The 16,962-nt window shown below is 72.4% G+C and carries 20 protein-coding genes; 12 read left to right on the top strand and 8 right to left on the bottom strand.

Annotated elements, in window-relative coordinates:
- Positions 1 to 98: 98 nt before the first annotated feature.
- Complete coding sequence (locus tag ACZ4UB_RS30810; RefSeq protein ID WP_468075201.1) at positions 99 to 674, bottom strand: hypothetical protein; 576 nt, start codon at positions 672 to 674, stop codon at positions 99 to 101.
- A 161-nt stretch (positions 675 to 835) separates the two neighbouring features.
- Here ACZ4UB_RS30810 and ACZ4UB_RS30805 point away from each other — a divergent pair, with 161 nt between their 5' ends.
- The 4 genes from ACZ4UB_RS30805 (at position 836) to ACZ4UB_RS30790 (ending at position 3,712) form a co-directional block, all read left to right on the top strand.
- Positions 836 to 1,867, top strand: a complete 1,032-nt coding sequence (locus ACZ4UB_RS30805) for a hypothetical protein (RefSeq protein ID WP_468075199.1) — start codon at positions 836 to 838, stop codon at positions 1,865 to 1,867.
- 73 nt (positions 1,868 to 1,940) lie between these two features.
- Positions 1,941 to 2,759: a class I SAM-dependent methyltransferase gene (locus tag ACZ4UB_RS30800; RefSeq protein ID WP_468075197.1), complete on the top strand. Its 819-nt coding sequence runs from the start codon at positions 1,941 to 1,943 to the stop codon at positions 2,757 to 2,759.
- A 63-nt stretch (positions 2,760 to 2,822) separates the two neighbouring features.
- Positions 2,823 to 3,125 (top strand): hypothetical protein, encoded by a 303-nt coding sequence (locus ACZ4UB_RS30795; RefSeq protein ID WP_468075195.1) that lies wholly within the window; start codon positions 2,823 to 2,825, stop codon positions 3,123 to 3,125.
- Positions 3,126 to 3,211: 86 nt separating this feature from the next.
- Positions 3,212 to 3,712 carry a heme-degrading domain-containing protein gene (locus ACZ4UB_RS30790; protein ID WP_468075193.1) on the top strand — a complete coding sequence of 167 codons (501 nt, stop codon included), beginning with the start codon at positions 3,212 to 3,214 and terminating at the stop codon, positions 3,710 to 3,712.
- Positions 3,713 to 3,773: 61 nt separating this feature from the next.
- Here the strand turns inward: ACZ4UB_RS30790 and ACZ4UB_RS30785 are convergent, their stop codons facing one another.
- Positions 3,774 to 4,280: a MarR family winged helix-turn-helix transcriptional regulator gene (locus ACZ4UB_RS30785; RefSeq protein ID WP_468075191.1), complete on the bottom strand. Its 507-nt coding sequence runs from the start codon at positions 4,278 to 4,280 to the stop codon at positions 3,774 to 3,776.
- A gap of 137 nt (positions 4,281 to 4,417) precedes the next feature.
- On the opposite strand from ACZ4UB_RS30785, the gene ACZ4UB_RS30780 reads away from it, so the two are divergent.
- Positions 4,418 to 4,828: an organic hydroperoxide resistance protein gene (locus tag ACZ4UB_RS30780; RefSeq protein ID WP_330328408.1), complete on the top strand. Its 411-nt coding sequence runs from the start codon at positions 4,418 to 4,420 to the stop codon at positions 4,826 to 4,828.
- 121 nt (positions 4,829 to 4,949) lie between these two features.
- Positions 4,950 to 5,537, top strand: a complete 588-nt coding sequence (locus tag ACZ4UB_RS30775) for an RICIN domain-containing protein (RefSeq protein ID WP_468075188.1) — start codon at positions 4,950 to 4,952, stop codon at positions 5,535 to 5,537.
- Here the strand turns inward: ACZ4UB_RS30775 and ACZ4UB_RS30770 are convergent.
- Entirely contained in the window at positions 5,519 to 6,466 is a 948-nt protein-coding gene (locus tag ACZ4UB_RS30770; protein WP_468075186.1) for a LysR family transcriptional regulator, read from the bottom strand. The two genes, ACZ4UB_RS30775 and ACZ4UB_RS30770, sit on opposite strands and share 19 nt — an antisense overlap.
- A 117-nt stretch (positions 6,467 to 6,583) precedes the next feature.
- Between ACZ4UB_RS30770 and ACZ4UB_RS30765 the strand changes: the two genes are divergently transcribed.
- Positions 6,584 to 7,462 carry an NAD(P)H-binding protein gene (locus tag ACZ4UB_RS30765; RefSeq protein WP_468075184.1) on the top strand — a complete coding sequence of 293 codons (879 nt, stop codon included), beginning with the start codon at positions 6,584 to 6,586 and terminating at the stop codon, positions 7,460 to 7,462.
- On the opposite strand, the gene ACZ4UB_RS30760 is transcribed toward ACZ4UB_RS30765, so the two are convergent.
- Positions 7,452 to 7,793, bottom strand: coding sequence for an STAS domain-containing protein (locus ACZ4UB_RS30760; RefSeq protein ID WP_468075182.1), 342 nt, complete (start codon positions 7,791 to 7,793; stop codon positions 7,452 to 7,454). The genes ACZ4UB_RS30765 and ACZ4UB_RS30760 overlap by 11 nt on opposite strands.
- Positions 7,794 to 7,852: 59 nt before the next feature.
- A complete protein-coding gene (locus ACZ4UB_RS30755) occupies positions 7,853 to 8,518 on the bottom strand; it encodes a hypothetical protein (protein WP_468075180.1) in 666 nt (221 codons plus the stop codon).
- A 104-nt stretch (positions 8,519 to 8,622) separates the two neighbouring features.
- Here ACZ4UB_RS30755 and ACZ4UB_RS30750 point away from each other — a divergent pair, with 104 nt between their 5' ends.
- The 3 genes from ACZ4UB_RS30750 (at position 8,623) to ACZ4UB_RS30740 (ending at position 10,478) form a co-directional block, all read left to right on the top strand.
- The gene (locus ACZ4UB_RS30750) at positions 8,623 to 9,057 is read left to right on the top strand and encodes an Hsp20/alpha crystallin family protein (protein ID WP_468075178.1); all 435 of its coding nucleotides are present in this window, start codon (positions 8,623 to 8,625) and stop codon (positions 9,055 to 9,057) included.
- A 180-nt stretch (positions 9,058 to 9,237) separates the two neighbouring features.
- Complete coding sequence (locus ACZ4UB_RS30745) at positions 9,238 to 9,684, top strand: DUF2267 domain-containing protein (protein WP_468075176.1); 447 nt, start codon at positions 9,238 to 9,240, stop codon at positions 9,682 to 9,684.
- A 242-nt stretch (positions 9,685 to 9,926) separates the two neighbouring features.
- Positions 9,927 to 10,478 (top strand): DUF5133 domain-containing protein, encoded by a 552-nt coding sequence (locus ACZ4UB_RS30740; protein ID WP_468075174.1) that lies wholly within the window; start codon positions 9,927 to 9,929, stop codon positions 10,476 to 10,478.
- Between the two features lie 176 nt (positions 10,479 to 10,654).
- On the opposite strand, the gene ACZ4UB_RS30735 is transcribed toward ACZ4UB_RS30740, so the two are convergent.
- On the bottom strand, positions 10,655 to 11,107 hold the full coding sequence (locus ACZ4UB_RS30735; RefSeq protein WP_468075172.1) for an SRPBCC family protein: 453 nt from the start codon (positions 11,105 to 11,107) through the stop codon (positions 10,655 to 10,657).
- Between the two features lie 248 nt (positions 11,108 to 11,355).
- Positions 11,356 to 12,864 (bottom strand): FAD-dependent oxidoreductase, encoded by a 1,509-nt coding sequence (locus ACZ4UB_RS30730; protein WP_468075170.1) that lies wholly within the window; start codon positions 12,862 to 12,864, stop codon positions 11,356 to 11,358.
- Between the two features lie 301 nt (positions 12,865 to 13,165).
- On the opposite strand from ACZ4UB_RS30730, the gene ACZ4UB_RS30725 reads away from it, so the two are divergent.
- Both ACZ4UB_RS30725 and ACZ4UB_RS30720 read left to right on the top strand, forming a co-directional pair.
- Positions 13,166 to 15,406: a catalase gene (locus tag ACZ4UB_RS30725; RefSeq protein WP_468075168.1), complete on the top strand. Its 2,241-nt coding sequence runs from the start codon at positions 13,166 to 13,168 to the stop codon at positions 15,404 to 15,406.
- A 358-nt stretch (positions 15,407 to 15,764) separates the two neighbouring features.
- Positions 15,765 to 15,959, top strand: a complete 195-nt coding sequence (locus tag ACZ4UB_RS30720) for a hypothetical protein (RefSeq protein ID WP_468075166.1) — start codon at positions 15,765 to 15,767, stop codon at positions 15,957 to 15,959.
- Position 15,960: 1 nt separating this feature from the next.
- On the opposite strand, the gene ACZ4UB_RS30715 is transcribed toward ACZ4UB_RS30720, so the two are convergent.
- A complete protein-coding gene (locus tag ACZ4UB_RS30715; protein WP_468075252.1) occupies positions 15,961 to 16,791 on the bottom strand; it encodes an aminoglycoside phosphotransferase in 831 nt (276 codons plus the stop codon).
- Positions 16,792 to 16,962 lie beyond the last annotated feature (171 nt).

Genomic DNA, 16,962 nt, shown 5'->3' with positions numbered 1-16,962 from the left:
TTTGGATGAAGGTTGAACCTCTGTGGCGCTTCCTGTTCGCACGCGCTTTCTGCTCAGCGGTGCGTACGTTCGCCGTCAAGGGCGCGGCTCCGGGCCGATCAGCGGCACCCGTACTGGGCGAGGACCGCCCGGGTACGGGCGTCGGCGGGGGTGGGGGCGTCGGACTTGCCGGGCGCGCTCAGGACGAGCCGCGTGCCGATGGGTTCGCCGTCCGGGCGGACGGCGAACCGGCCCCGGATTCCGGGCTGCGCCGGCTGCGTGGCGGTGGCCTTCTTGGGCTCGATGTCGGGAAGGGACGCGATGGTGACGTGCGGGCCGGCGTACGGGGTGCCCGCGAGGCAGCGCCCCGCGCCGCCGAAGGAACGGTTGTAGCGGCCCTGGACGTCACCGCTGGCCCAGGTGAACAGGGAAGCCACGGTCAGGCCGCAGGCCAGGGCCCAGACGAGGCCGGCCCCCAGGAACCGGAGCGTTCGACGCGAGGTGCGCCGCCGGATCCACGACAGAGCCGCCACGGCGCCGCCCGCGAAGACGGCCGTGCACACGACACCGAGGGCGGCGTAGTCCGTGAGGGCCGAGGAACCCGCGATCAGGGACCACCGGGCCACGGCGACGGCCAGCCCCGCGACCGTGAGCAGCAGGGCGACCAGGTAGGCGCCGGTCAACCGTATCGACATGACCTTGCACCTTTGCGTGAGGACTTCGGGGGTCCCTTCTGGAATAGCGGCCTCGGGGCCGGACGCACATCGGCCGGTCGGCCGGATCCGACCGCCGAACGACCGATTCATCCCCGGGGTGCTCGACGGCTCAGGTCGCCGGGTGCCTAAGGTCGCGTTCCATGACGAGGACCACGCCGCCGCGCCCGCTCGATGTCGAGGCGCTCTTCCCGGAACTGGCCGCCCACCGGGGCACGACCACGAGGCTCCACCCGAGGCCGGGCAGCCCGGAGCCGTCCGCCAGCTCGGTGGGTGGTCCGATGTCGTGGCCGGTGGGGGAGCGGTGGCCGGTGTGCGGTGAGGCCCACGGCCACGGGCGGGGTCGGCGCCCGGCCGACATCCACAGCTACCGGCGGATCCTGGACGCCGCATGGGCTCGGGAACAGAGCCCGGGCCCGACGGAGGCGGAACGCGAGCTCTTGGTCGCGCTGCACGTGGAGCGCCGGCTCCCCGAAGTGGCGGCAGCGGATCCGCTGCCGATGATCGGCCTGGCGCAGCTGTACCGGCGCGATGTCCCGGACTTGCCCAAGGGGCCGGAGGACTGCGACCTGCTCCAGGTGTTCTGGTGCCCCTTCGACGCGCACGGCCCGAGCCGGCACGACCTGAATCTGCTGCTGCGCTGGCGGCGGTCGTGGGAGGTCGGGGAAGTCCTGGCCGTTCCCCCGCAGCCGCTGGTCGTCGGGTCCGACAGGTTCGTGCCCGAGCCGTGTGTGCTGCACCCGGAGCGGGTGGCCAGCTACCCGTTCGCCGGCCTCCTGCCCGAGGGGCTGCGCGACCGGCTCGACGTCTGGGACGAAGCCCAGGCCGAGCTGGCCGAGCGGTCGTCCGACGAGATGGCGGCCGATCCGGTCGGCTACCAGTACGACCTGTCCATCCCGCCCGGCTGGCGCGTCGGCGGCTTCGCCTCCTGGCACGCCACCGACCCGTATCCCATGGACTGCCGGACCTGCCGGACGCCGATGCACCTCCTGCTGACCATCGACAGCTCGGAGTGGGACGGCGGCAGCGGCAGCTGGAAGCCGCTGGAGGATCGAGACCTGCCCGCCCACCGCTGCGCCACCCCGACGCAGGTCACCGTGGGCCGATTCGGTGAGCTGAACGTCTTGGCCTGCCCCACCGATCCCGACCATCCGCACCGCTGGAGCATCCAGTAGCCCGGGCGGCGGCCTCGATCAGGTCCGCCACCGGGCCCCGGCCATGGCCTGACGCGGCATTAGGGTGTGGCGCATGAATGAGACTTCCGCGGATCCCGTGGACCCCGTCGACCCGGTCGCGCACAACCGCCTCGCCTGGGACCGCGAGGTGGAGGCGGACAACGAGTGGTCGCGCCCGGTCGGCCCCGAGGTGATCGCGAAGGCTCGGGCCGGCCAGTGGTCCGTCGTCCTGATCGGGCACGAGCCGGTCGACCCGACCTGGTTCCCGCCGGACATCGCCGGTCGCGACGTGCTCTGCCTCGCTTCCGGCGGCGGCCAGCAGGGTCCGGTGTTGGCCGCAGCGGGCGCGCGCGTGACCGTCTTCGACAACTCGCCCCGCCAGCTGGCACAGGACGAGATGGTCGCGGCGCGTGAGGGCCTCGACCTGCGCACCGTGCTCGGCGACGCGCGCGACCTGAGCGCGTTCCCGGACGCCTCGTTCGACCTGGTCTTCCACCCGGTCTCCAACCTGTTCATCCCGGAGCCGGCGCCGGTCTGGCGCGAGTGCCACCGCGTGCTGCGCCCGGGCGCAACGCTGCTGTCCGGCTTCCTCAACCCGGACGTCTACCTCTTCGACGCCGAGCCGCTGGAGGCGCGCGGCGAGCTGGTGGTGCGTCACCGCTTGCCCTACAGCGACCTCACGCACCTGGAGCCCGCCGAGCGGGAACGACTGTGGGGCCTGGACGCGCCGCTGGAGTACAGCCACACGCTCACCGACCAGCTCGGCGGCCAGATCGCGGCGGGTTTCGCCATCACCGGCTTCGCCGAGGCGCCGCACCACTCGGACGCCACCGCCGGCTGGCTCTCCGGCTACTTCGCCACGAAGGCGGTCAAGGCCGGCACCGGCCACTGACCCTCCATCGGCCCGGCCGGGGACCGGGCACGTGTTGTCGGTGGTGGCTGCGAGGCTGGTCGTATGAACGCGGATGACGAGCAGGTGCTGCGAGGCCGGGTGTACGGCCGTGACCACGACGACCCCGTCCCCGGCCCGCTGCCGCACCGGAAGTACGCGGTCCTCGTCGGCGGGCCCCTGGACGGACTGTTGCTCGACATCACGGGCCTGCGGCCGGAGGAAGTCGACGACGGAGTCGCCCTGTCCACCGAGCTGTCGCGGTGGCCCGGCGGCCGAGCGTTCTACGACCCGCGCCCCGGCGAGCCGCGTCCGCCGGGCGCCCCGGGGGTGGTGTGCCGCTTGCACTACTCCGGCGACACGCCCTGACCACCGCGCGCGACCGGGCAGCCTTCGCTCCGGAGCGAGCGCCCGGGCCATTTGCACTTCGGCAACGCTGTTGCCAAAGTGGGCGCATGACTGCCCAGGAGACCCCCGCACCCGTATCCCTACCCGACAGCGCCGCCGACGTGGCCGCTTTGGAGGCGCAGGAGGCCCGCCTCGTCCTGCCCCGCTTCACCCATGACGACGCCTGGGCGCTCGGCCAGCTGCTCGTATCGCTGGCCCGTGAAAGGTCGGCGCCCGTGGTGATCGACATCCGGCGCGGGGCGCAGCAAATGTTCCACTGCGCGCTGCCCGGGGCCAGCGCCGACAATGACGCCTGGGCCGATCGCAAGCGCCGTACCGTGGAGCGATTCGGCGTCTCCTCGCTGCTGACCGGTACCCGGTTCCGTTCGCGCGGCCGGAACTTCGACATCGACGCGTGCCTCGATCCCGCCGACTACGCCGCACACGGCGGCTCGTTCCCGATCGCCGTCGAGGGCGCGGGCGTCATCGGGTCCGTGACGGTGTCGGGGCTCCCGCAGCTCGAGGACCACGCACTGATCGTGGAGGCCTTGGAACGCTTCCGGGGCTGACGCTCGCCGAGACGGGTCCGGCTCGCGGAGGGCCCCTGTGCGAGGGGGGCGGGCGCTGAGGTCACCGCTCGCGGGTGTCGTCGCCGTCCTTCGCGCTCTCGTCCGCGGTGGCGGTGTCCAGGGCCTCCGTGAGGCGGCTCAGCCGCGTCTGGAGGTCACGGATCTCCTCCAGCTCGAAGCCCGTCGCCCGCGCGATCCGGCGGGGCACCTCCACCGCGCGGTCCCGCAGCCCGGCGCCCGCCGGGGTGAGGACCGCGTGCACCGAGCGCTCGTCCTCGGTGCTGCGCTCGCGGCGGATCAGGCCGGCCGCCTCCAGGCGCTTGAGCAGCGGTGACAGGGTGCCCGAGTCGAGGCGCAGGTGCTGTCCGAGCTGCTTGACCGGCATCTCGCCGTGCTCCCAGAGCACCAGCATCACGAGGTACTGCGGGTAGGTGAGGCCCAGGTCCTTGAGGACGACGCGGTACAGCCCGCCGAAGGCGCGGCTCGCGGCGTTGAGCGCGAAGCAGATCTGTCCGTCCAGCCGGAGGAAGTCCTGGTCGGAGAGGGGGGCGCGCTGCTGCTCGGTCATGGGAACCAGTGTACCCCGAGACCCTTGTCAGCAATTGAGTTGTGCACAGCTTAGTTGTGTTCCGTTCAGTTGTGTGCTTCATTGGTGGAGCGGTCGGACCCCGGTCGCACAGGTTCACCCCTCCGAGAGGAACTCCGATGGACGCGCTGTACACCGCTGTCGCCACCGCCAACGGCCGCGAGGGCCGCGCCGTCAGCTCCGACGGTCAGATCGACCTCGCGCTGGCCATGCCTCCGGCGCTGGGCGGCAACGGTCAGGGCACCAACCCCGAGCAGCTCTTCGCCGCCGGTTACGCCGCCTGCTTCGCCAGCGCGCTCGGCCTCGTCGGCCGCCAGGCCAAGGTCGACACCAGCGACGTGTCGGTCACCGCGGAGACCTCCATCGGCCAGGACGCCACGGGCTTCGGCCTCGCCGTGACCCTGCGCATCGAGCTGCCGGAGGCCCTCGCGGGCGAGACGGGCGCCCTGCTCGTCAAGCAGGCCCACGAGGTCTGCCCCTACTCGAAGGCCACCCGCGGCAACATCCCCGTGGAACTCGTGATCGAGTAATCCCGCCCGCACCTCCTGCCCCCGGACCCCCGGTGCCCCCCTGAATGGGCGGGTACCGGGGGTCCGGGCGCCCTCGCTAGCTTCGTCGGGTCAAGGACGTACTCGGAACAGGAGAGAACGCGTGACCCGAAAGTCGATCCGCTTAGGCCGACCCGCCCTCGCGGCCGCCCTGATGGCGCTGCTGGCCCTGCTACTGCCGACGTCTGCGGCGCAGGCGGCGGAGAACCCCGCAATCAGCTACACGACGAACTTCCACAACGCGGCGATCTACGAGCTACGGGCCGCCGTCAGCTGGAAGTGCCTGGACATCCGCGGCGGCGGGGCGCCCCAGGTCGGTGCGGTCATCCAGACCTTCGACTGCAAGAACGCGCTCCACCAGCGGTTCACCTTCCAGCGCACGGGCGGCGGCACTTTCACCGTCGGCGCCTTCGGGACCTACTGCCTGGGCACCCAGGGCGGCACCGCGCCCGGCACGCCGCTGGTCCTGACCAACGGCTGGGGCTGCGCCGCGTTCACCTGGAACTACCGCGGTACGGAGGCCTATCCGAACCGCTGGGAGCTCGTCGAGGCGAGCACCGGCCAGTGCATTCGCGACACCGGCCGGCGCTCTCCCGTGGTCCTGGGCGCGTGCGGGAGCACCACCACTCCCTGGCCCGAGGTCTGGGCGCCGCTGTACGACCGCCAGTTCGACTACGACCAGCTGGGCTGAGGCCCATCGCCCACCACGGCCCGTCCATCCGGCGGGCCGTGGTGGGCTGCCAGGCCGTCCTGTGCTGCCGCCGCGACCGCGCGGGCCGCGCGCACGAAGGCGGCGACGGCCGGGGAGCGCGCGTCCTGCGGCCAGGCGACGGCCAGGACGGAGTCGGGAACGTCGGTGACCGGTCGGTAGGCGATTTCGGGGCGCGGATAGCGCTGGGCCACCGAGGCCGGGGCGAAGAAGACGATGCTGCCGGTCTCGACGAGGCTGAAGATCTCCGACAGGTTCGAGGCGGGCCGCGGCGCGTCGGGTCGAGCGCGGTGTTCGACGGGCTGCCCCCGGTCGGCCGGCGCCCCTCCCGTGGTTTCGCGGCCCGCCAGGTCGTCCAGACGGAGGGTGGTCCGGGCGGCCAGCGGGTCGGCGGCCGCGAGAGCGACCAGGACCGGTTCGGACAGGAGCGGTTCACTGTCCAGTCCGCGGTCGTCGAAAGGGCACAGGACGAGCCCCACGTCGGCGCGCCCCTCGCGCAGAGCCTGCGACTGCTCACCGAACCCGCCGAGGACCAGCTCCGGCGCCGAGGAGGCGCCGTCGGCGTTGTAGGCGCTCAGGATCTGCGGCAGCAGGCCCCCGTCGATGTCGGCCTTCAAGGCGATCCGCAGTCGCGGCGAGGCGCGCCCCGCCTCCCGGGCCCGGTGGGTGGCGGCCGTGACCGCTTCCAGAGCGGTCCGGGCGTCGCGCAGGAGAACTTCTCCCGCCGCGGTCAGGTCCACCTGCCGAGTGGTGCGTTCGAACAGTCGCACGGCGAGCCGCCGCTCGAGCTCGCGGATCGCGCGCGAGAGCGGCGGCTGTGCCATGCCCAGCCGATCGGCCGCGCGGCCGAAGTGCAGTTCCTCCGCGACCGCCACGAAGTAGCGCAGCTGCCGCACCTCCACGTCACTCATACCTCCAGGGTATCAATCCGGTGGGAAACGGTCCTTCACCTCGTGGATCACGCCCGATTGACTCCACGTACGGCGACTCACCCCTTTCGCCCGTACATCCCCTCCTGGAGGCCCGTCATGATCGTCGTCACCACACCGACCGGAGACATCGGTCGACAGCTCATCGACCGGCTCCTGAACGCCGGGGAGGCGGTTCGTGTGGTCGTCCGTGATCCCGCGCGGCTGCCGGAGCACGTGCGCGCCGAAGCCGAGGTCGTGCGGGGCTCGCACCGCGACGCCGACACCATCGCCAAGGCGCTCGACGGCGCCGACCGGATGTTCTGGCTCGTGCCCCCGGCCGGCTTCCACGATGCCGGCGACGCCAGGCAGCACTACCTCGACTTCACCCGGCACGCCGCCCACGAGGCCGCGAGGCGGGAGGTGCGGATGGTCGGCGTCACGTCCCTGGGACACGGATACGCGGGCGAGGCCGGGCTCCTGACGGCCGCCCTGGAGATGGACGCCATGATCGAGTCCGCCGGCATCGCCTACCGGGCCCTGGCCCTGCCCTTCTTCATGGAGAACCTGCTGCGCCAGGCCCCGGCGATCAGGCAGGGAACGATCGCCATGGCGAACGCCGCGGACCGCCCCCTGCCGACCGTCGCCACCCGGGACGTCGCGAAAGCCGCCGCCGCCCTCCTCCTCGACCCCTCCTGGAGCGGCCGGGCCCGCGTCCCCGTCGTCGGCCCCGATGCGCCGACCCCGGTGGCCATGGCCGAGATCGTCTCCGAGACCTTGCGGAGCCGGGTGGGCTACCGCCAGATCGCCCTCGCCGACTTCCGGTCCACGATGGTGCGCCACGGTGCGAGCCCCGCGCTGGCCAAGGACATGGCGGAGATGGTCCATGCGCAGAACGACGGCATGTACGACGCCGAACCGCGCGGGGGCTCCTTCGCCGCCGAGACCGGGTTCCGGCAGTGGTGCCAGGACGTCCTCGAACCCGCCCTCACGCTCTGACGAAGAGGGGGAGGGTGCCGGTCACTTCGAAGAGGCGGCGCACCTGGTGGCCGAGGCCGGTCAGGCGGATCTCGGTGTTCTTCTTCTCGGCGGCGATGCGGGCCGTGAGGAGGGCGTGCAGGCCGGCGGAGTCACAGAAGGTGAGGCTGCTGAAGTCGACGACGAGAGGACGGGCGGGCGAGGTGCTGTCCAGTGCCTCGCCGAGGGTGAGGTGGAGTTCGCCGCTGGTCAGGATGTCGATCTCACCGTGGAGGCGGACGGTGACGGCGTTCGCGGTCACTTCGATGGGGAATCCGTCCGCACCGGGGTGGCGGCTGTGGTGGGTGAACATGAGGCGGCACTCCGGGGGTGCGGGTCGTCGGGGAGGGGGCTGCGCCCGTGACGGGGTGCTCAAGCCTTGCGTCGCTCGTCGCTGTCGGACCGGAGCCGACGGGTCTGCCTGCTCAGGGCGTCGACCCGCCCGGCGAGGTCGCCGTGGTGTTCGCGCAGGTCGGGCTGGGTGGCGGTGAGTGCCTCCACGAGCCGGGCGGCGCCCGGCTGGCCGAGGGCCGCGGTCAGCTCGTCGATCCGGCCGCCCGATCCCGCGGGGAGGTCGCTGAGCCCGAGGATCTGTCCGGCGAGCTGGCGCAGTGCGCTCAGGTTGCCCTCGGCCCAGGCGGCCACCGTGCGGTCGGCCGCGCGCTGGTCGCGGACGGACTGCACGCGTTGCTCACCGGTGGTGTCGGCGGCCCCGGGGCGTAGGCGCAGGTAGCGGCGTTCGGCGGCCTGCCGACTGGCGACGCCCAGGGGGGCTGCGAGGTCGGCCCAGCTGGCCCCGGTGGAGCGAGCGGTCTCGATCAGGCCGCTCTCCCACGCCGCGAGCTCCTCGCGGACCTCGCGCAGCAGCTGTAGGGCGGCGAGCGCGTCGGCCGGGGCGCCGGCCTCGTCCGCGTCGGCGCCGTGCGCTTCGCCGATCGCCGCGTGAATGCTCCGCAGGGCGCGTGCGGTGGAGTGGGAGGAGGCCGGACCGCGGCGCGCGACCGGGTCTCGCGTCTCCCTCTCTTCTCGGTCATCCATCAGGCGACTCCGTTGCTTGTCATCGTTTTGATGACATGCTACAACAGGTGCACGTTGAAGCGCATTGGCAGTTTCTGCCGCAGCCAACTGGAGGTGTTTTCGCGATGTTGATGCGCACTGACCCGTTCCGCGAGATGGACCGGATCGTCCAGCAGCTTTCGGGTACGTCGGGTACGTGGTCGAAGCCGTCGGTGATGCCGATGGACGCCTACCGCGAGGGCGAGGAGTACGTGATCGCCTTCGACCTGCCCGGTGTGAGCGTCGAGGCGATCGACATCGACGTCGAGCGGAACATGCTGACCGTCAAGGCGGAGCGCCGCCCGGTCGCGAAGGCCGACTCCGTGAAGGTGGAGCTGTCCGAGCGGCCCCTGGGCGTCTTCTCCCGCCAGATCGTCCTCGCCGACACCCTGGACACCGAGCGCATCGAGGCCGACTACGACGCGGGTGTCCTGACCCTGCGCATTCCGATCGCCGAGCGCGCCAAGCCCCGCAAGGTCAGCATCGGCGGCCGCGACGGCCGCAAGCAGATCTCCGGCTGAAGCCCCCGTCAGCCGGCCGCGGAGGGCGGGAAGTCCTGATCCCCCGGCGCCCGCCCTCCGCCCTCCTTCATCGGGAACTACGACGTCCTCTTCGGCCACATCCAGCCCACCTGCCCCGCCGGCGCGACCGGCAGGCCACCGGACCGCCGGATCCTTCGCAGAGAAAGGCACCCCGCAGCCATGTACGACCAGCCCCGAGCGAACCCGTCCCGCACCTTCGCGACGTTCGAGCAGATGCTGGAGCGCGTTCGCTACGAGGGTGCCTATCCCACCCGCGAGCGCGCCGAAGAGGCCGTCCACCACGTCTTGGCCGCCCTCGGCCGCCAGCTCACCGGCGACGAACGCGTGGACCTCGCCCAGCGCTTGCCCGTCGAAGCCGCCCTCTCGCTGACCGCTCAGATCCCCGACACCGAACGCCTCACCGGCTGGGGCTTCGTCAAGGACCTGGCCGCCCGCACCGGCGCCACCCCGGCCACGGCCCGCTGGGACACCGGCGCCGTACTCGCCGCCGTCAACCGCCTCGCCGGCCCCGAGCTCCTCGCCCGGATCCTCCAGAACCTGCCCGACGGCTACGCCCTCCTCTTCGGCCAGGCGGAACTGCGCCGGCCCCAGTCGGTCGCCGCTTGAGCGGTGGTGTAGCAGTTCCTTCGGGGTCCTGGTGCATCGGCACCAGGACCCCGCAACGCGTTCCACGTTCGCGGTGGCGATGGGTATGAGCGCCGGCTTCGGGGGTAAGTGCGCGGGGCGCACCGGATCGAGCCATCCGAGGCAACCACGGCGTGGTCCGCCTGAACCCGGCCGGGCGGCGCCCACGACGCCCCTAGGTTCGGCGAACCGTGATGTTCCGTTTCTGCGAGGACCGAGGCCCCATGAACGCAGAACCAGCCCCAACCCCTGCCACCGACATCAGCTCGGGCGAGATGCCCGAGGCCGTCACCGCTCTGCAGGGTGATGTCGGCTGGGAGAGCGCCAAGGGGATCTTGATGGCGTTGGTGCCGTGCACCGCCGAGCACGCCGAGCACATCCTGGCCCAGGCGGCCCGCACCGCGCATGCCACGCCGGCCCAGGCGGCCGCGGCGGCGGCGACCCTGCGTACCGGGGACGCCGCGGTGTCCCCGGTGCTGGAACGTGCCCTGCGCGCCGGGGTGGAAGCGGCCCGCCGGCTGCCGTCCTACCCGGCGGGCGTCGTTCTCCCGCCCCCGGTCGTCCTGCGTCAACAGCTGACCCACCTACGGGCCGCCCGCCGGCGCACCTTGGCCGCCCCCACCGACCCGACCCTGCGGACCATACTGGCGAACGCCGCGTACACGCTGTGCATCCTCATGGGCGAGCGCACCGTCCACGCCGCACTCACCGCTGCCGAGGAACGAGTGGCCCTGCACCGCCTCGGCCCGGCGACGAACCCCACGCCCACTTCGTAGAAACCGGTTCCTGCGGGCGGGGAACAATACGTCCTGGTTGACCGTTCATCTATCTGTAGGGGCGAGTGCTGATGTCATCCGCCCGCCCCCACCCCTGAACGCCCGTGGCCGGCCACCCCCCCCCGGCTGGCCCGGGCCCGCCCCGATCGGCCACCCCCCCCGGCCGGTCGGGGCCCTCATGCGCGTAGGGCCTCGGCGGGCTGCTGTTCCACCAGCTTGGCCAGACGGGCCAGCATGCCCCGGTGCCGGAGCTGGAGGGCCGCTTCGGTCACGGGGTTGTGCAGGATCCCTCCCAGGCCGCGCAGGGGGTGTTCGTCGCACACGATGAGGGTTTCCTCGCCCCAGGGCCTGAGCTGGAGGAAGATCCTGGCGGTGCCGAGCGACTTGAAGGAAGCCTCCAGCTCCAGCTCCCTGAGGGCCTCCTGGTGGCGAACGGTGGTGGTTCCCTCCGTCGACCACGGGCCCAGCCGGATCGTGTAGCGCAGCCGGGACCCGGGGGCCGGCCAGTCGTGATCGAGAGGTGTGGACTCGGACGGGCCCACGACCCACTCACCGTAGAGCTCGGGGTCGGCGAGCACGGCCCACGTGGTACGCGGCGAGCGATGGATGAGCTGATGCCGGACGGCCATGAAAACTCCTCCTGCTGTCGTCTGCCGAATCCTCGGCGCCGGATCCTCGCGGCGTGATGCCGGCCTCCGTAGCCGGCGCACGCTTCGCGGTCATGGGGCGCGTACCCCGATTCGGGTGGCCCTCACGATCCGGGGGTCGATGGAGGAGGCCGGACTTCTGGAGCCGGACCCTGCAGAACTGGCGCTCCGAGCTGCTGCCGGCTCGCGCCGGGCGGGGTGCCGTCGTACGTCGATGGTCGAGGTGGGGCTCACAGCTCTTCGGTGTCGAGCCGTTCCAGGGGATCGAGTGCCGGCCCTTGGAGGATCTCGCCGTCGATGCCGAAGCGGGAGCCGTGGCAGGGGCACTCCCAGGTCCGTTCCGCGTTGTTGAAGGCGACGAGGCATCCGAGGTGGGTGCAGACGGCGGATACCGCATGCAGTCCGCCCCGGTCGTCGCGGTGCACGGCGCACGGTGTGCCACCGGACCGGACCACGGTCCCCTCACCCGGCCGCAGGCTCCGCACGGTCCCGTTGGTGCCGTCGCCGAGCGTGTCCAGGCGGTCCTTGACGAAGCGCTTGCCGGTGTCCCACTGGGCTTTGAGGAGCTGCGGCGCGGAGCGCGGCGTGGAGCCGAGGCGGGCGGGGTCGTAGATGCCGGCCCACGGTTGCTCCTCCCCGCCGATGAGGGAGGCGATGACCGTTCCGGCCAGGACCCCGCCGGTCATGCCCCACCCGGCGAAGCCCGTGGCGACGTAGACGTGCCCGCCGCCGCCGGGCATTCGACCGATGAGGGGCAGGGTGTCCGTGACGCTGTTGTCCTGCGCGGCCCACCGATCGGTGATCGTGACGCCGGGGAAGCGCTGCGCGGCCCAGGCCTCCAGGCGGGCGTACCCCGCCTCGGTGTCCTCCCCCTCGCCGGGGGCGAACGCCTCTCCGGTGACGATCAGGAGGCGGCTGCCGTCGTCGAGCGGCGCGGTACGGACGGAGCGTTTGCCGCCCTCCTCCGTGATGTACATCCCCTGGGGATCGAGAGGGGCGGGCAGGGGGCCCGCGATCACCAGGTCACGGTGCTGGGTCAACCGCGCGGCGAGCAGGGCGTGGTCGAAGACGGGGTGGTGGGTGGCCACGACGACGTGCCGGGCGGTGACGGTGGCTCCCGAGGCCGTGGTGAGACGGCACGGATCGCCCTCGTCGAGCCCGGTGACGCGGGTGCCCTCGTGGATGCTTCCGCCGCGCGCGACGATGTCCTCGACCAGACCGGACAGGTACTTGAGCGGATGGAACTGTGCCTGGTCCTCGACCCGCACGGCGCCGGCGACCGGGAAGGGCAGACCGGTCGCGGAGACGAACGAAGCGCCCAGACCCGCTGCCCGGGCCGCCTTCGCCTCCGCGCGCAGAGCCTCCACCGCGTCCGGATCGCGGCAGTAGGTGTAGGCCGGGCGTTCCTCCAGCTCGCAGTCGATCCCGAGCTCCGCGGCCACGTCGAAGACGTGACGCAGCGCTGCGCTCTGCGAGTCGGCGTACCGGCGCGCGGTGTCCTCTCCGTGCTGCGTCCGGAGCGTGTCGTACACGGCGGTGTGCAGGGCGGTGAGTTTCCCCGTCGTGTGACCCGTGACGCCTCCGGCGAGCCGGTCCGCTTCCAGCACCACGACGCGCAGGCCCGAGCGGGCGAGTTCCCATGCCGCGCTGAGGCCGACGATGCCGCTGCCGATCACCGCCGCATCCGCCTGCGCCGTCCCCACCAGGGGGGCGAAGGACGGCAGGTCGGCCGTTCGCATCCAGTAGGAGCGTCCGTCGTTCGCACGTCGTTTCATGTCCGGCGGTTGCCCCGGGAGGTGGGGCTGATGCGCAGGTGCCCCTCGGTCACCCACCGTGTCGCTCCGGACACCCGCAGCCGGAAGTCCGGGCGAATCCGGTTGATCGGTACGGCCGGGGGCACGCGCGTCGAGAAGGCGAGGGGATGTCCCGGACGAACCCCACCGGTCCCGATGCGCGAGCGGCCGTCGGCCGGTGCACCGGGCCCGTCCTCGACAGCCCCTGCATCAGCCTCTGACGACATCCTCTGAGCAGGAGACGAGCATGACTGCGAAGCACACCCCAGCCGCGCCGGAGTCGGGAGAGGGCGGGCTGCCGGGCAAGCCGGGCCCGGTGTCGCCGCCCCTGGTCGAGCCCACGCGGCCGACGGAGCCGCTGCCCCCGAAGGCGGATCAGGACGGCCCCGGGACGGTGAGCCCCACCGGACAGGCCACGGGCGCGGACCAGGCACGCTTCGCGCAGAGCGGTGCGTACCTGACCACCGCCCAGGGCGCGCGGCTCCACGACAGCGATCACTCGCTCAAGGCCGGAGCACGGGGGCCCGTACTCCTGCAGGACCACCACCTGCGCGAGAAGATCACGCATTTCGACCACGAACGGATCCCGGAGCGCGTCGTCCACGCGCGGGGGGCGGCCGCCCACGGTGTCTTCAAGGGCTACGGCACGGCCGGTGAGGTGTCGAGGGCCGCGTTCCTCGCCAAGGGCGTGGAGACACCGGTGTTCGTGAGGTTCTCCACCGTGCTCGGCTCGCGCGGTTCGGCGGACACGGTCCGTGACACCCGAGGCTTCGCGACGAAGTTCTCCACGGACGAGGGCACCTTCGACCTGGTCGGGAACAACATCCCGGTGTTCTTCATCCAGGACGCGGTCAAGTTCCCCGACATCGTCCACGCGGCCAAGCCGCATCCGGACCGGGAGATCCCGCAGGCGCAGAGCGCGCACGACACCTTCTGGGACTTCGTGTCCCTGCACACCGAAGCGACCCACCACACCCTGTGGAACATGTCCGACCGCGGGATTCCGAGGTCCTACCGGATGATGGAGGGCTTCGGAGTCCACACCTTCCGACTGGTCAACGCGGCCGACGAGAGCGTGCTCGTCAAGTTCCACTGGAAGCCGAAGCTGGGCGTGCACTCACTGGTCTGGGAGGAAGCACAGCTGCTCAACGGCATGGACCCCGACTTCCACCGCCGCGACCTCTTCGACGCCATCGAATCCGGCGCCTTCCCGCAGTGGGAACTGGGCATCCAGGTCTTCCCCGACACCGAAGACCAGACCTTCGAGGGCATCGACCTCCTGGACCCCACGAAGCTCGTGCCGGAGGAGCTCGCACCGGTCCAGCCCGTCGGGCTGATGACCCTGAACGCGAACACCAAGAACTACTTCGCCGAGACCGAACAAGTCGCCTTCCACCCCGGCCACTTGGTCCCCGGCATCGACGTCACCGACGACCCGCTGCTCGCGGGCCGGCTCTTCTCCTACCTCGACACCCAGATCAGTCGGCTCGGCGGCCCCAACTTCGGCCAGATCCCGATCAACCGGCCGCACGCCCCCGTCAACGACATGCTCCGCGACGGCATGCACCAGAGCGCCGTCCACACCGGCGTCGCGCCCTACCACCCCAACAGCCTCGACGGCGGCTGCCCCTTCTTCGCGGGCGCCGACACGAGCGCCTTCGTCGAGACGCCCGTGAAGGTCCCCGCGGCGAGCAAGGTCCGCGAGGCGCCCGCCTCCTTCTCGGACCACTTCACCCAGCCCCGGCTGTTCTGGCTCAGCATGACCCCGACCGAGCGCGAGCACATCATCGCCGCCTACACCTTCGAACTGAACAAGTGCTACGAGCAGGCCGTCAAGGAACGCACCCTCAAGGCCCTGGCCAACATCGACCCGCAGCTGTGCGAAGAGGTCGCCACCGGCCTGGGGCTGCCGGCACCGGGAGCCACCGTGCCCCTCGTCGCCGCGGACCCCAGCCCCGCCCTCTCCCAACTGGGAGGGACCTGGCCGACGGACGGACGCGTGGTCGGCATCGTCGCCGACCCGGACGCCGACCTGGACGGCGTACGAACAGCCCGCCGCGCCCTTCTGGACGCCGGCATGGTGCCCCTCGTCATCGCCCCGACGGGCGGCACCCTCGACCCCCACGGCGACCCGATCGCGGTCCAGCGCACCTTCGCCACCGCCCGCTCGGTCGAATTCGACGCCCTCCTGCTGGCCGGGACTCCCGAAGCGGGAGCCGACGCCTACGGAGCCCGCGACGCCAAGGCGGGCGCGACCGAGCCGCCGCGAGCCCCCGACCCGCGCGTCCTGCTGCTCGTCAGCGAGGCCTACCGACACGGCAAGGCCATCGGCGGGTGGAACGGCGCGGACGAGCTCCTCGCCGGTGCCGGGATCACATCGGACGAGCCGGGTGTCACCTCGGGTGAGGACGGCCCGGCGGCGGTCGCGGGCATCGCGGCCGCCCTTGCCGAACACCGGGCCTGGGACAGGTTCCCGCCCGCCGTGTGAACGGCGGACGGCGTGGACACGTCCCCGGTTGCGGGCTATCGGCCGCATTTCCCGAGCGCCACGCGGGTGCGCGGGGTAGAGCTCCCCGACGGGGCGCCCGCTGGCGGCGCCCGACGGGCCGGGCCAACGCCCCGGGCGAGCCGCTCGCCGTCCCCAGCGCGAAGAGCTGACCCACTTGCTCCGCGCCCCACTTGCTCCGCGCCTCACCCGCTCCGCGACCCGGTCGCGCGGCGCCCATGGCAGAGAAGGAAACGTCGGGGCGGTCCTCGCGGGTGGCCGCGCCGATGAGGGGTAGGCGCGGAGCGCGCCGGGGGCGTGCACCGACGTCCCGCGCTCACCGAGCCTGAAAGGGAAGACGATGACCGCGAAGGAACACCGCAAGCCGACCCCGCCCTCCGAAGCACCGGGGGAGAGCGGCGACCGCGCGGCCCGACGGGCGGCGGAGGACGCCATCGTCCCCGGCACGAAGGACGGCGGGGCGGGCGAGGCCCGGAACTCCGGCACCGAGGACCAGCGCCGCACCGGCAAGCGGAAGGAGAAGCCGACCTCGTAGGTCAGGTGCTGCCGCGGGTGGCGAGGAAGGCGGCCCACGCGTCGGCGGCCCGGGCGATCGAGTCGGCCGTGGCCCGCTGTTCGGCGGCGAGGTCGTGCCAGCGTCGGGCCTCGGCCCGCGCGAGGACCGCGACGGCCCTCGGGTCGGCGTCGGTCCAGCCCGGCACCCGTGCCGCCCACTGCCACGCCTGCTCGGGGGAGTGCCCGCCGGTGGACACCAGCCGCATTCCCCACAACGCCGTGTCGATCCAGGCCGGACCGACCGAGGCCCATGACCAGTCGACCAGGCGGGCCCGGCCGCCGCCCTCCACCAGGAGGTTGGTCGAGGCGGGGTCGGTGTGCAGCAGGCGCGAACCGGCGAGGAGCTCCGCGTCCCCGTCGGCGCAGTAGTACCCCCAACGGTCCCAGGCGGTCGGCAGCCGTACCGCGGGCGGCGCGGGCAGCGGCGCCAGTTCGGCCAGCGCCGCGACGACCGGCGCGAGGTCCGGCGAGCCGGGCACGAAATCCGCGTCCCGGCCGCGGACTCCTTCGAAAGCGAGAAGGTGCCATCCGTGGCCGGCCAGCCGCCACAGGACCCGTGGCGCGCTCGCGGGCAGGTGGGGGTTCACCGCCTCTTCGAGATCCAACTCGTCCACGGGCGACCAGCCGGGCCCCCACCACGAGTCGTCCTCCCCCAGATCCGCACCGGCGACGGGGGTACGCTCGCGCTGCCCCTTGACGAAGACGCACCCCCCCGACTCCAGGTCCAGCACGGAGGCGATGCCCGCCGCGGCGGAGTGCTCGGCGTCGCGGGCGGTGAACGTGGTGCCGAGGCGCTCCCCGACGGCGGCCACCAGCCCCTCGGGGAGCTGCGCCCAGTTGACGCGCCCGGACGTCACCTCAGGCCCCGGGCGGGGGACGGTGGTCCGGCGGCGAGGGAGGATTCTTGTCCGGCGTGACGGGCCCTGGCGGGCGCCCGCTCGGCTTCGGCGTGACGGGCCCCCTGGGCGGCATCTTCTCTTCCA

Source organism: Streptomyces sp. NPDC028419 (genome assembly GCF_055565515.1).
Note: the sequence above shows the minus strand (reverse complement) of the source record. Positions and strands in the feature narration are given on the sequence as shown.